The 15236-nt window shown below is 47.7% G+C and carries 6 protein-coding genes and 1 tRNA gene; 2 read left to right on the top strand and 5 right to left on the bottom strand.

Annotation, left to right across the window (positions count from 1 at the left end):
• Nucleotides 1-818: 818 nt before the first annotated feature.
• From HMPREF2626_RS06630 to HMPREF2626_RS06610, 5 genes are all read right to left on the bottom strand, one after another.
• On the bottom strand, nt 819-1562 hold the full coding sequence (locus tag HMPREF2626_RS06630) for a cyclase family protein (protein WP_070619106.1): 744 nt from the start codon (nt 1560-1562) through the stop codon (nt 819-821).
• Between the two features lie 21 nt (nt 1563-1583).
• A complete protein-coding gene (locus tag HMPREF2626_RS06625; protein ID WP_070619103.1) occupies nt 1584-2123 on the bottom strand; it encodes a DUF4256 domain-containing protein in 540 nt (179 codons plus the stop codon).
• 150 nt (nt 2124-2273) lie between these two features.
• A complete protein-coding gene (locus HMPREF2626_RS06620; RefSeq protein WP_246818938.1) occupies nt 2274-3578 on the bottom strand; it encodes a dicarboxylate/amino acid:cation symporter in 1305 nt (434 codons plus the stop codon).
• A 405-nt stretch (nt 3579-3983) separates the two neighbouring features.
• Entirely contained in the window at nt 3984-12695 is an 8712-nt protein-coding gene (locus HMPREF2626_RS06615; RefSeq protein ID WP_070619099.1) for a G5 domain-containing protein, read from the bottom strand.
• Between the two features lie 315 nt (nt 12696-13010).
• Nucleotides 13011-13481, bottom strand: coding sequence for a nuclear transport factor 2 family protein (locus tag HMPREF2626_RS06610; RefSeq protein WP_070619095.1), 471 nt, complete (start codon nt 13479-13481; stop codon nt 13011-13013).
• Between the two features lie 172 nt (nt 13482-13653).
• On the opposite strand from HMPREF2626_RS06610, the gene HMPREF2626_RS06605 reads away from it, so the two are divergent.
• Both HMPREF2626_RS06605 and HMPREF2626_RS06600 read left to right on the top strand, forming a co-directional pair.
• Nucleotides 13654-14628, top strand: a complete 975-nt coding sequence (locus HMPREF2626_RS06605) for an oxygen-dependent tRNA uridine(34) hydroxylase TrhO (RefSeq protein WP_070619092.1) — start codon at nt 13654-13656, stop codon at nt 14626-14628.
• Between the two features lie 345 nt (nt 14629-14973).
• Nucleotides 14974-15047: transfer RNA gene (locus HMPREF2626_RS06600), tRNA-Pro, on the top strand.
• Nucleotides 15048-15236: the final 189 nt, after the last annotated feature.

The following is a 15236-nucleotide window of genomic DNA, read 5'->3' as shown; positions in this document are numbered from 1 at the left end:
AATCACTCCAAGCCTGCCAAGTCGAACCCAACTATAAAGGGTGTGAAGGCGCGCGGTTAGCTTCCTTTCACTGGAGCAAGTCACCAGAGCAGTCTAACAGACTGCGGCGGAGACTTGTGAAGTGACAAGGAAGCTGCGCGACCGAACCCGACTAGGGAGGGTGTAAGAAAGAGCGCTTAGCTTTAGTAGCTTGGAGAAAGTTGGAATAAGGGCAAGCAAGGCTTGGACGATTGCCTATCGTGAGTAAAAAATACTATTTATAAAAACCGAGACCAACCCACAAACAAAAACCTGAAGTGTGGGTTCGTTAGATCTAACACACAATTAAGACCTTCCATAGTGGCTTGACTGCTTTCAATCCACAATTGGACCTTTTTAGTGTGTACTGGCAAGATTCACCACACAATTAAGACCTTCAAATGAGTGTTCGCAAGCGCCAACACACAAACAACGATCCCAATTGTGTATTGGCAATTTTTTTCAATAAAATAATCGGTTAAACAAGCTAGCAAGGACCTTGCTAGCTTGTTTTCATTATGGGAAGAGAGGACAGCTTGCCTAGCAGAGGCTACTTGCTAATGGCGGCCCCGTTTGCGAGTTAGTGCGATCCTACTTGCTAAGCAGCGCCCCGTTTGCGAGTTGGCACGACTCTACTTGCAAACCATGGAACCATTTGAAAGTTCCCCACCAGCTACTCGCAAAGCAGGACATCATTTGAAAATTTGACAAGCAACCACCAGAAGAACGAAAAACCAGCAGAGCCCACATTCTGCTGGTTTTTCCATAGCTTCTATTAAGCGTCCCTCACTGTTCCCAAACTAGGCTTCCTCATCCAGGACCGCAATCACTTCAGCTGGGAAGGCAACGGCATCTTTGATATGGGGTGCGTTGATCATAATCGCACTGCCAACAGCAGGGACCTGGTCTAAATTAGCCATGACTTCGACCTGGAACTTGTTTTCGTTGAGCCAAAAGCGCTGGGCAACCAGGTCACCGGCTGCAGCGGCTTCAGGGCCTGCATCGGTATTCAGTGTCTCGTGGCCAATGGCGGTAATCTCCCGGTCGCGGCTCAGGTATTCCAAGGCAGCCACCGACCAGCCCGGCGTCACTTCCACCCCATCTTCATTGGTATTGGTGAAGGCCTCCTGGGAGTGGATCCGCTTGTACCAGCCGGACGAGAAGGCGACAAAAGCGCCTGCTGGAATGTCGCCATAGCGGGCTTCGAAGGCCTTAATATCTTCCACCGTCACGGCATAACCAGCGTTTGCTGCCACCTTGTCTTCCAGATGCAAAACATAGAGGGGCAGGTAGCGTTCCTTCTGGGGAATATCTGCCATGATCCGGCCGCCCGCCATGAAGTGGGCCGGCGCGTCAATATGAGTCCCATGGGAAGTTCCCAGGGTGTATTCCCGGTTGTCCGACCCCGTCTCCTCCAAGGTCGTCAGCACCCGCTCTTGCAGGGGGTTGAAGGCCTGGTAGATGGCCATATCCTTAGTCACTTCATGGGTCAGATTGACCCATTTTTTCGCTTTCAAGCCAGCAAGTAGTTCATGTGTTGTCATTTAATCATCCTCCAAATTATCTCAATCAGGCAAATAAATAAAACTCCGAAAGCCCCTCGACTTATAGTAAGCATCAGCTCCATTGTGGTAGATAAAGGCCTGGCCATAGCGATAATCGCCAAAGACAGCGCCTCCTAATTCACGCACTGCAGCTGGTGTCTTCAGCCAAGAAGAGGTCTTTAAATCAAGATTCTCTAACAATTGCAAGGTCAAATACATATCGATTGACATCAATCGTGTTCCCATGGCCTGGCACATCTCTTCGACGCTCGTCTCAGGTGGAAACTTCTTCCGCCCCAAGCGTGCCTCCCGGTCATAGCAGAGACTCCGCCGCCCTGCCGGAGTCTCTGGACTCATATCCGCAAAAAAGGCCCGCCTAAAGGGTTCGCAGGCGATCAAATCCGGTTCGCCGCCTGTCTCTTCCATGGCAAGCAGGCTCTCTACAAGGTCTTCCCTGCCTGCTAAACAAGCCAGCACGTCCTCCCAAGTCCAATCCGGATGGCGGTCAGGATGGGCCTCAAAACGTTCCGCCACTGGCTTCAAGCGCTCATTCAAATCCATATGACAGTCTCCCTTCTCTATTATTAAGCCTAGGATAACATGTTTTAGATCCAAAATTTAGCCAGGCGACCTGATCAAAGAAAAAAGCACCAAAAGAGATAAGCTCTTCTGGCACTTTCATGCGTACAGTATGGCAGAGGACGTTATTTTCTAAAAATTATCACTTTGTTCATCCAAGCGAGTGGCGTATTCCTCTTCGTTAATACTATGTTCACGGGCAGCCACCAAGAAGCCAGTAATTGCACCTGTATGAACATTGGTTGAGGTCCGCGCCATATCCGCTACTCCAGCAATTGGACTAAGAACCAGGATCATTTCAACCGGTAAGCCCATAGCTGCAAAGAGCGCCGTGGCTTGAATGGTCCCTGTGCCAGGAACACCCACCGTCCCAATCGAGGCAAGGAGGGCCGCACCAATCATGAGGACATATTGGTTGAGGCCAAAGTCGATATTTAAGGCATTAATCGTAAAGATAGCAAGTAGAACTGGCCAAATGGCAGCACAACCAGGCATCCCAAAAGTGGTTCCTATCGATGCAGAGATGGAGGCAATATTTTCAGGAACACCTAGACTCCGCTGACTCTTCACACTAGCTGGAATAGAGCCAATAGAACTTTGGGTCGTAAAGCCTACCAACCAAGCAGGGAAGATCTTACGCTGAACCTTGAAGGGATTGTGCTGGCTGAAGAGAGCCACCATGGCGGAAGATGTAATGAAGCTGTGGAAGAGGCAGGCAATGTAAACAGCTGCCAGTAAGCTTAACAAGGACGTCACAAAGGACAAATCCAAAGAAGACACTTGGTTAGCCAACAAAGATAAGACAGCATAAGGCGTAAACTTGACAATTGCGCCGATCGCCCGGTTCATCAACTTATTCCCCGCTTGCACAAAATCAATAAAAGCTTGGATTTCAGACTTATCTTCATAAATTAAAATAACTAGACCCACAATGACACTGAAAATAACAATCGGCACAATATTATTGTTGGCCATATTATCAACAATATTGCGGGGGAAGAAACTAATAATAACTTCTGAAAAATGAGGCACTTCTTCAAGTTCTGCAGCTTTATCAAACTGTACTCCTGAATTCAGGCCAAGATGCATCAAGCCGCCGACAATAATGGCAATGATCGAACCTAAAATGTTATGCAAAGAAAGAAAACCCAAGATCCGTCCACCAATCGATCCCAGGGTCTTCATATCGCCAATATTAATGATTGTAGCTACAATTGAAAATACTAATAAGGGAATCACAAAGGCCATCAAAAGGTTAGCGTAAACCTTCCCAAAGACAACCACATAGTCAGTATGTCCCATAAAGATAAAACCTAGAACAGCACCCATAGCTGTTGCTGTTAGCACCCGGACCATTAAAGATAGTTTTCTTTTTTGCATCCGGTAAAGAATATAATATAAAACTAAAGTCACAAGGACTGCTAATAAACTTTTCACAATACTCTCCCTTTCACAAATTTTTCCATTCTTAATTCACCTTCGAAAAGTATGGAAATTCTTAAACAAACCTTAGCAATCGCACCCGTTTACCATACTGTGATCGTTTTTTCCTTTCATTCACCCCCTTGCAATTTATCCGTACTTATACTAACACTGATCCATCAGCTTCACAATGTCACTTGCTATCGATTTCACATTAATGATTAAAAATTAAACAGAATCTTATTGCTCTCTTATCTAGCTAAGTATTCAGCCTAGTCCACCAAGAGAAAAATAAGTGGACTCCCCCCTCAGATCAAGACTAAACGATAAAAAAGCGCACCAAGATTATATTCTTGATGCGCTCTGACTTATCTTCACTTGGTTCAACTTAGCGATTAAAGTCAACTTTTGCTTAATGGATTAAGCTTTTTTCTTCTTCGTGGAGAAGGTCAAGAGACCGAGTCCTAGCACGAGGGTCAATACGGCTGGGTGGAAGCGGTTAGCGCTAGCCTCTGCCCCAGTCGCTGGCAATTGGGTCAGCGGCGTATAGGCCTTGGCTTGTCCACTTTCTGGACTGCTTCCTTTTAGGACTTTAACTTGGTCTGTGTTGAGCTTGACTGCTTCAGGCTTAGTGTCTTGACGTCTTTCTTCGAATGAAGGAACTTTGTCAGCAGAGCTTGGATCTTTATGACCTGATTCTGGATCTTTAGAGATGGCATGATCCTTGTCCTTCAGCTTGTCTTGGTCGCCGTTTTGAGGATCCTTGCTTGGCAGTTTATCCTTGTCTGAACCTTGGGGATCCTTGCCGGCTTCTGGCTCTTTCTCATCGGATTGAGGGTCTTTATGACCTGATTCTGGCTCTTTTGGATCTGTCGATTGGTCCTTACCGCCTTGTGGATCTTGAGGGTCCTTAGACTGGTCCTTGTCGCCTTGTGGATCTTGAGGATCTTTCGATTGGTCCTTGTCGCCTTCTGGATTGTGAGGGATGACAGCTGGTTTATCCGTCTTAGCACAGCCGACTTCAACGATCATCTTGCGGCCTTCCTGTTTCACCACGGTCTTGCCGTCCCGGATTTCGGTGATGCGTTTCTCGCCTGGATCCACCACCTTGACTTGGCCAGGCTTGAGGTCTTTATTGTAGACCACTTCAATGCCTGGGCAGTCCTTGATAATTTCAACCGGAACTTCCTTGATCACTTCAACAGGGACTTCCTTAACGATCTCAACAATCTTCTCAACCGGAACTTCCTTGATCACTTCAACGGGGACTTCCTTGATGATTTTAACAGGGACTTCCTTGATCACTTCGACTACTTTCTCAACGGGAACTTCCTTAACGATCTCAACAATCTTCTCGACAGGAACTTCCTTGATCACTTCGACCGGAACTTCTTTGATGACCTCAACGGGGACTTCCTTAACCACTTCAACGACCTTTTCAACGGGAACTTCCTTGACAACTTCCACAATCTTCTCAACTGGAACTTCCTTAATCAATTGCTTGATGCCGACGCGGAGGATCCGTTTTTGCGGTTCGCGGAGGACTTCCTGGTTGACTTGCTTGTCTTGGCGAACGCCGTTAACGATCGCCTGGGTCACACTTTCCTTGACTTGGCCTGGCTGACCGGCTTGGACTTCTTCGACCTTGCCTGAATCGAGCTGGTCGTCATAGATCACTTCCGTTGCAAAAGGCGTTCCGTGGATACTTTCGTGGTTGAACTGGCCGTCATAGCCCTTGGTGCCCACCTTCACAATGTGCTTGGCTGGGGTCACTACAGGTACTTCTTCCGTCACAACCTTACCATCAACCACCTTATTGACAATTTGACTGGTCACATGACCTGGTACAACTTGGACAGTTTCCACCTTGCCCTTGTCCAGACTTGGATCATATTCAAAGATCGTTTCAACAGGCACATCCTTGTTGCTTTCATGGGTGTTGCCTTCAACTGGCTTGGTGCCCACTTCAATGATGTGAGCTTTTGGTGCAGTGTAGGCGCCGTCTTGGCTGACTGGTGCGCCGTCAGCCTGGCCATTCTTGATGGCTTGAGTGTAGTCCGTGGTCTTAGAACCAGGAACGCCCTCTTGGACTGTCTTGCTTGTTCCTACTGTGAGGTCAGGATTTTCTCTGATTTCAACTGGGAATGGGACAGGACAGGTAGTGGAGAACTTGTAGTCACCGGTGAAGTCCTTAGACCCAACGCGGACAATTTGTTTAGCTGGGGTTACAACCGTTTCTTCCGTATTAACCACCTGGCCGTCCACTACTTTAGAAACGACCTTGGTCTCTGTCTTACCTGGGGTCAATTGACCGGTTTGAACTTGACCTTTTTCAAGGCTGTCATCAAAGACGTATTCAATTTCAACTAGAATTTCCTTCTTGATAGCCGTTTCGTTACCAGCAACAGGCTGGGTGCCGACTTCAAGGATATGGGCTTTAGGTTCGACTGGATTAGAGATTGCGCGTTCCAGTTGACCATCGGCTTGGCCATTCTTGATGGCTTGGGTGTAGGTCACGTCATAAGAACCTGGCTGACCTTCTTGGACCAGCTTGGTTTCGCCAGCCTTGAGATTTGGATTCTCGCGCACTTCCACCTTGTAAGGCACTTCGAAGCGTTCGGTGTGGTTCACTTGACCGGTAAAGTCTTGGTTGCCGACCTTAATCACTTGAGTCACAGGTTCTTTGGTCACTTTAGATACGGGTTGGCCAACAATTTGGGAATTCTCAATCGTAACGGTTGTTTCCTTAGTCCCTGGTTGACCTGGAGTCAGCACTTGGTAGTCACCCTTAGGCAGGCTTGGATCGGCTTCAACCTTGACATCAAATGGAATTTCTTCTGTGGAAGTGTGGCTGCCATCAGTCTTGGCCCCAATGCGAACGATCCGGTTTTCAGGAGCGATCACTTCGCGGGTTTGGCCAAAGACCTTGTCTGCCATGGTGCCATTGACGTATTTCTGACTAACATCGCGTTCGATTAAACCGAGTTTACCTTCTTGTTCAACCACTTCTTGGCCTGGCTTCAAGCTTGGATCCAATTTGTATTCAGTCTTGAATGGGGCCAGGCTTTGTTCGGTGTGCTTAAATTCACCAGTGTAGTCCTTGGTGCCCACCACAATCACTTGCTTGGCTGGAGTCACCACTTCTTCGGTCGTGGTTTCGATCTGGCCAGTTTGTGGGTTGAAGACATTCTTAATCTTGGTTTCAACCTTGCCTGGAGTGTAGGCACCCTTTTCAACGACGCCCTTGTCCTTAGTATTATCGTAGACATATTCAATCTCGGCTGGGACTTCCTTGACCCTGCTTTCAGCATTTTCTGGGGCCTTGGTCCCGACCTTGATGATATGGGTCTTGGGTTCCGTACGAGCGATTTCTTCCGTCTTCAGCTGGCCATCTGCCGCCCCATTCTTAATGGCTTGGCTATACTTGGTGGTCTTGGACCCGTTCTCGCCCTTTTGAACTTCTTGGATTTCGAAGAGTGGGAGGTTTGGATCTTCTTGGATGTCCACCTTGAATGGGAGGGTTTCCGTGACATTATGGGACACTTCGCCCGTGAAGTCTTGGTCGCCCACCTTGATGACTTGGGTAACAGGTTCTTTGGTCAGCTTGCTAGAAGGTGTGCCAACCACTTGAGAGTTCTCAATCGTTATCGTGGTTTCTTTCGTCCCTGGCTCACCTGGTGTGACAACTTGGTAGTCACCCTTAGGCAAGTTTGGATCAACTTCAACCTTGACCGCAAATGGAATTTCTTCTGTAGAAGTGTGGCTGCCGTCAGTCATTGAACCAATGCGGACGATTCTATCTTGCGGTGTCATCACTTCTTCTGTCGGACCATAAGTCTTCTCACCGAGCTTGCCATTCACGAAGTCTTGGCTGACTTGACGTTGGATTAAGCCAAATTGACCTTCTTGATCAACGACTTCTTGACCATGCTTGAGCGTTGGATCCAACTTGTAGATGGTGCGGTATGGCGCAATACTTTGTTCGGTATGTTTAAATTCGCCCGTATAGTCCTTGGTCCCAACAATAATTTGTTGTTTGGCTGGGGTCACGACATTTTCAACGGTGTTGACCACTTGGCCGTCGACCAGCTTGGAAACGACCTTGCTTTCGGTCTTGCCAGGAGTGACTTGACCCGCTTCAACAAAGCCCTTGTCCTTGGTGTTGTCATAAAGGTATTCAACTTCAACCGGAACATCTTGCTGGATTGGGGTTTCGGTCCCGCTAACTGGCTGGGTGCCCACTTCAATAACCCGGTTAACTGGCTCTAGGCGGTTGGCTTCGGTCTTCTTGAGCTCGCCGTCAGCTTGGCCATTTCGAATGCCTTGAGTGTAGGTCACATCAACGGAACCAGGCTTCCCTTCTTCAAGGACCTTGGTTTCGCCAGCTTTGACATTCGGATTGTAGCGGATTTCTACTGTATTTGGTAGCGGTACGGTTTCGGTATGGGTCACTTGGCCGGTAAAGTCCTTGTTTCCAACCTTGATAAGCGCGTTGATAGCAGGTGTTTCTTGGGTGACCTTGCCTTGGCCAACGATTGAATTGGTAATTGGCCATTCCGTGGTCCGTGAGCCGACTGCCCCTGGGGTCACGATTTCATACTTGCCAGCTTCGATGGCTGGGTCGTATTCCACTGTGTAGCTAAATGGCAATTCTTCAGTGTAAGTATGGACGCCTTCCGTCTTAGCTCCCACCTTGATCTTGCGGTTGACCGGTGCCTTAGTTTGAACCGGATCAGAAACCACTTTCTCACCAGGAACACCGTTAGTAATGCTTTGGCTTACCTTGGTGGTGGTTTCGCCTAACTGGCCTTTTTGTACTTCAACCACTTCATTAGGTGCCAGACTTGGGTCGACTTCAACTTCGGTTTCAAATGGCACCACATTGCTGTATTCATGGCTGAATTCACCGTTGTAGCCTTGGGTCCCGACAATAATCTTCTTGTTGATTGGGGCCTTGGTTTCAGTAGTGCTTGTTTCCCCGGCAGTCACAGTACCGTCTTGGGCGGTAACTGGCGTGGTCTTAGTCTCTTCACCTGGAATGCCTGTATTTGGCACCACTTCCACTGTACCGGCAGGCTTGGTGTTGTCGTATTCAATTTCCACATCGAATGGTTTTTGGTTGCTGGTTGTCACATTGGTCGAACCGGCTAAAGGCTTGGTGCCGACCCGGATAATGTGTTCCTTAGCTGGTGTTTCCCCTTTGACAGCTGAGGTCAATGCCCCATCAGCGGCTCCATTCTTAATGGCTTGGGTATAAGTTGTGGTCTTGGTTCCTGGCACCCCTTCTTGGTCCACATGGTAAGTCCCCTTGTCTAGACTTGGATCTTCAATGACCTTAACTGGGAATGGGACTTTCTCAGTCACATCATGGCTGACTTCGCCGGTAAAGTCTTGGTCGCCAACTAAGACTACCGCATTGGTAGCTTGTTCATCAATGGTTGGCTCAGATGTTGCTGTTACTTGAGAGTTTTCAATGGTCAGGGTCTTGGTCTGACTACCTGCCTTACCAGGCGTCTCGATCTTGTATTCGCCCTTCTTGAGTGATGGGTCTTTCTTCACTTCCACTTGGAATGGAATTGCTTCGGTCACTTGGTATGTACCATTTGTCTTCGCCCCAATGCGAACGATACGTTTGACGGGATCCTTGGTTTGAACACTTTGACCTGGTGTCGAAGCCGTCACTTGACCATTCTTAATGATATGGGTAGTTGTAGTGGTCTTCTCACCGAGCTCACCTGGGTTTTCTACCACTTCAGCACCTGGATTTAAGCTATTATCTACAATGTATTCGGTTTCGAATGGAACAGGGTCCTTGTCCACCGTTTCAAATGAGCCATTATAGTCTTTTTGGCCGACCTTGATCACGGCATTGACTGGAGCGACTGTTTCAACGACAGGCTCGCCCACGATCTTGGAGTTTTCAATGGTCCAGGTCTTCTTGTTGGACCCGGCTTGGCCTGGCGTCACGACCTTGTAGTTCTCAGTCGCGTCGGGGTAGTTGGTGTAGAAGTTCGGATCGAATTCCACGGTGTAGTTGAATGGAATGTCATCAGTGTCAACAAGCGTGCCGGTGGTCTTGGTGCCGACTTTGATCACTTGGTCTTGTTTTGGCTTGACAGGCTTGGTGCTAACAGTCGATGGGAGGAGAATATCTCCCGATAGATGATTCTTGGCGTCCATGTAAATAAAGTTATAGAGTGGCACACCAGCATAGAATGATGTCATATCCCCATATTCATCGACCCCCTTAGTATAGAGGTCTCTATCCCAATAGCCCTGGGCAACAAGATAGTTGGCGATCTTGTCATAGTTAGGGATACCACCAGGTAAATAGCTACCGCCTTCTGTTTCAACATTAACGTTGTCGAGATAGTCTCTGAGGGGAGCCGAATCAATTAGACGAGCAGGGGTATACTTGCTTTGGGTCTTCCCAACGATTCCTTCTTGAACCACTTGTTTACTTCCAGCTGGCAGGCTGTTATCGAATTCTAACCGTGTTTCATAAGGAATATCATTGCTATGCTCATAGCTAGCAATCTTGATCTTACGCGGCATCATTGGGGTGTCGACGGTCTTGTTTAAGCTGATAGCTCCGGTCTCTGGATGACGAGTAGATGTAATCAGGACATAGCCATCCTGGCCCTCTTCAACTATTTCATCTTGTCCTGGTTGAAGGCTTGGATCAAGGATATATTCGGTAGTCATTGGAATATCCAGTCCTGTTTGAACGGGTTTAACCCCAATTCGGATCTCAGCATCCTTCTTCGGCTTAATGATAGTTTCTTGGACCTTAGTCATCACCGGTTGTTCCACCATCCGGCCATCGCGGTTAGCCCGCCTGCGGTTGTCGAAGTTCCATTCGTAAACGGTGCGTTTAGAGCCCAGTTCCCCATCTGTCTTCTTGACAACTCCCGCATCCAGGGTGTCGTCATAGACCACATGGGTGTCAAAAGGAATCTCTTCTACTACCGCATGGCCGCCTTGAGCGATGTTGGTTGGCCGGGCAATAAATTGGGCCTTAACCGTCTCCGCTCGAGGTTCTTTGGTCACAGGATCTGTATAGTTGACCTTAACAGGAATATAAACGTTCTCGCCCCCGACAATATCCGCATCTTCAGGAACGACTGCGGTCACTTCACCCGTCTGGGGATTGATACTAACATTGGACCAGACATTGCCCCGGTCATCAGTATAGGTCCCCGGTACCAATTCGAAGGACTCAGGTTGCAGCTTATCCGGATCACTTGGAATTTCAGGTAATTGCTTTAAGCTGTCACCTTGGTAGCCAATTTCAGCATGGTAGACCGGCACATTATTATCAGAATCTCGGACCACGAAATAGAAGGCGTGGGTATCCTTGGAGCCGTTGGTATAGGTATACTCAATCGGTAAGTACATAGTATCGCCAGGCTGGGCATCGGCCGGTGCCGTTACGGTAAATTCAGAAGGGTTGCCGGGTTTGGTTTCCACCTTCCAACCCTTGGCTTCAGCATCCTTCTTGAATTTTTCCACTAATTTTCCATTGGCTCGACCTTGGCTTTGGGCCCCTTGCATATCTTCATAGGACTTGGAAGGGTCAGAGCCTTCACCACTGCGTGAGTTAATCTTCAAGGTAATGGACTTGCCGGGTCTTAGAGCATTAGAATAAGCAGTATCCTTGGGCCCTTGGATGCGGTTGAAGGTCTGGTCATAGTAGCGGGTATCGTCCAGGTTGACGGTAATTTCCCCGACCTTGTTGTAGTGGTCGTAGCGGGCGATCCCTTGCTTATCGATGGTGACAGTTTGGCCGTTGTGGTTAATGACCTCTGCACCGGCACCGGTTGGGACGTAGAATTTATCTTCATAACCTTGTAAGTCATTGGCTTCCTTTACAATGGCACTAAATTCGTCTGCCGTCCGCGGTCTGGCGAAGAAGCGAACATTGAGATTTTGAATGCCATTGAATCTTTTATTGTTAAAGATGGAATTGGGATCTTGTAGGGCCCCTTGAGGCATCTTGAAGACAATGTCCGCAGGATTTACTTCCCCAACTTCCTTAGCAATTTCCGCTTGGTTGTCAGGGGTGACCAGGATGGCCTGGGCTTCCTTAGGGTCTACCACCGTTCCATCTGGGTGGTAGACTTCACTAGTGATCCGGGTGTAGTCTTCTGGCAACAAGTTTTCAATCCGAGCCCCGGTCTTCAGGTATTGGCCTTGGACCGGCACCTTAGCCACATTAGTTTCCCCTACAACTGAAATAATGGATAAGTTCTTGTTTTCATTCGGATAGGGGTTGACGGAGAAACCAGTTGCAAAGTTAGTCCCCTCAAGTAACTTGTTATTGGGATTGTTTTGAGTATACTCTGACTTCCAACCTATCGTTGTCTTTTTATTATCCTTATTGTTAACATGCTTTAAAAAGTCCGGATACGTATTTATCGCTAACTCAACTTGACTGCGTCCACTTACAGCTGTAGATATTTCAGTCTCTGACGGCTGATAATTGACATCATTAAAAAATCTATTCGTGCTTTCAGGTGTATAAGTCTTATTGGGATCTATTACTTCACCAGGGCCTCTTTTGGCAGGTGTCCCATTCACATTATCTGTTACATAAACACCAGTATAAGTCCTTTCAGATACATTTCTATCAATATCAATTTTAATACCAAAAGATTTTTTATCTTCAGAAGTGGTGCTTGGATTCAAGACTTCTGGTGTAAAACCTTCAACAGTTTTTCCAATATCTTCTGCTAGTGTTTCCTTTGAAATCCCATTATTAGCCAAGTCCGAATCCCGATAATGACCAACCTGGGCTTCGTCGGCTGCGACGGAATTAGCAGCCGTTGTCTTGACCTGACCGTCAGCGGTGGTCGCAACCCCGTCTCTGGCGGTGGTGTTAGCCCCAGCTGTCGGTGCCGCTGTATTCAGGGCTTCATTAATAGGGGCTTCGGTTCCCGTGCTACTCGGTTGTGTGGGAGCCGCTTCAGAGTCTGCAGCTGGTGGCGCAGGTTGGTTGGCTGTAATAGCAGCAGCGTCAAGATTTTCTGCCGCTTCAACGGCTTGAACCTGACCAGCTAAAAAAGCTGCGATCGCCACACTTCCCACACCGAGTGTCGTCTTACGAATCGCATAACGATAATTCTTCTCCATACAAATCCTCCTAGCTTGCAAGCTTATCTCCTGGAGAAAGACAAGCCTTCCACTAAAGTGTTTATTTTTTTGTTTTAATCTAAATTATAATTTAGTTAGCTTAACACATTGTATCTTAGCATTTACTTGTTAGACTGGCAATTTCTAAGTGCTGTTTGCTTTTATATTAAATTCAAATCCATAATAAATATTGATTTAACAAGCTTTATTGTTCTTTAATCCCCATTAAAAGATACAAAATAAAAACTTTATTATCTAAGAATTTAATGATATCGAAGATAAGGACATGTAGCTTTATAGCGTTCAAAGCTTTTATCAGTCTACGGAATCGACGATTAAGCGGTAGCGGTAGATCTTGCTCTTGACAATCAACCACTGGCCGTCGATCTTCTCAAAGTGATCCTTATAATAGCCGTAGCCGTTGAAGGCCGCAAAGCCTTTGAAGAGAACCCGGTCTTCAAAGGGAAAATAAGCCCTGGCTGTGCAGTCGGATTCGATGGTAATCTCGGGGATATGGCCCATATGCGCACTTTGGGTACCCGCGCCCATGATCTTTCGCGCATTCCCCATGACTTCTGCTAGTGACCGAGAAGGTTCTGTTTTGGCTGGAAGCAAGGGGTGCTGGCCCTTAATCGGATCCCAAGTCGAAAGCGAGGTATCAAAGACCACCCTCTCTGCCATGACAGTCCTTAAGAGGTCGAAGTCCTTACTATCAATGGCTCGCCAGTAACGCGCCTTACACTGCTTAATGGCTTCAATCGCTTCTAATTTTTCTAATCGCTTCATCGTCTGTACCTGCTTTCTTTTTCTCATCATTCTATACCCTGACGAGTGCTTTGCGTCGACCAATCTTGCCAAGAACTACTCTGAGCATAAGATTCGCCCTGGCCAAGCTGTGCGCGTATAATGGCTAATGTAAGATTTTGTAGCTTGCAACTACAAAGGAGGAATAAAGCTTATGACAAAAGACTACCGTGTCTTATTATTTTATAAATATGAACATATTGAAGATCCTGAGGCTTTTGCCAAAGACCACTTAGCCTTCTGCAAGGGGATTGGTCTCAGAGGCCGGGTCCTGGTCGGTGAGGAAGGCATCAACGGAACAGTATCGGGAACCATCGACCAGACTGACCAGTACATGGCCTATGTCCACAGCCTGCCAGATTTTGAAGATGTCTGGTTCAAGATTGACGAGGCGGACGACTATGCCCACAAGAAGATGTTCGTCCGTCCCCGCAAGGAAATCGTCTCCCTCAACTTGGACGAAGACCTGGACCCCCTCGAGACGACCGGCGACTATCTCAAGCCAACCGACTTCCGGGAAGCCCTCCTCGATGAAGACACCATTGTCTTGGACACCCGGAACGACTACGAATACGACCTGGGCCACTTCCAAGGGGCCATCCGCCCAGACATCCACTCCTTCCGCGAACTCCCTCAATGGGTGATTGACAATAAAGAGCAATTCATGGATAAGAAGGTCGTGGTCTACTGCACCGGCGGCATCCGCTGCGAAAAATTCTCTGGCTGGCTGGTCCGTGAAGGTATCGGGGAAAAAGTTGGCCAATTAGAAGGTGGCATCGACACTTACGGCAAGGACCCTGAAACCAAGGGAGACCTCTGGGAAGGCAAGATGTATGTTTTCGATGAGCGGATTTCCGTACCGATTAACCATGTCGATCCAAGCGTTATCGGCCGTGACCACTTCGACGGCGAGCCTTGCGACCGCTATGTCAACTGCGCCAATCCGGAATGTAACAAGCAGATCTTCGCCTCCGAAGCTAATGAGGATAAGTACCTGCGCGGCTGCTCCCCTGAATGCCGACGCCACCCCCGCAACCGCTATGTGGCTGAGCACGGGTTGAGCAAGGCCCAGTGGGAAGACCGCTTGAACGCGATTGGTGAAAGCTTGCAGGTATCGGAAAAAGCTTAAAAATAAAGGGTGTGAAGGCTAGCGGGAGAAAGAGACCTCTGGAGCCAAAAACCAGAGAAGACTGAAAGTCTTCGGCGGATTTTGGTGAAGAGGAGCTCTTTCTGCTAGCCTGAACCCGACTACAGGGTGTGAACAAGATTGATTAGACTGGAATGATTGGCGGCGCATCAAAATAGACTGACACCAATCAGACTTTTCGATGAGCTGAAATCACTCCAAGTCTGCTCTTATGCACTCTACTGAGGCACGAGAAAAGCGCCCCTAGTTTTGCAGTGGCGCTTTTTTCCTAACTTCCCTAGCATATTTTTATCATCTGTGCTATAATAGCTTCTATCAGATAGTTATCGAGATGTAGCGCAGTCTGGTAGCGCACTAGCATGGGGTGCTAGGGGTCGCAGGTTCAATTCCTGTCATCTCGATTTATAAGGCCGAGCGATTCTTTGAGTCGCTCGGTTTTTTGTATACTCAACAATTTAATCGTGCTAGTGAGCATACGTTGCGCTGTTGAACCAAATGATCATTATTCAAAATAAAAATCACCAAGAAAAAGAAGAGGCTGGAAGGCAATGTCCAGTCTCTTCTTTTATTGTTCTTATTTAACTTAATAG

The sequence above is a fragment of the Aerococcus sp. HMSC062A02 genome (assembly GCF_001809535.1).
In the GTDB taxonomy this organism is placed as follows: Bacteria; Bacillota; Bacilli; order Lactobacillales; family Aerococcaceae; genus Aerococcus.
The sequence above is the reverse complement of the archived record's forward strand: the minus strand, read 5'-3'. Positions and strand labels throughout refer to the sequence as shown.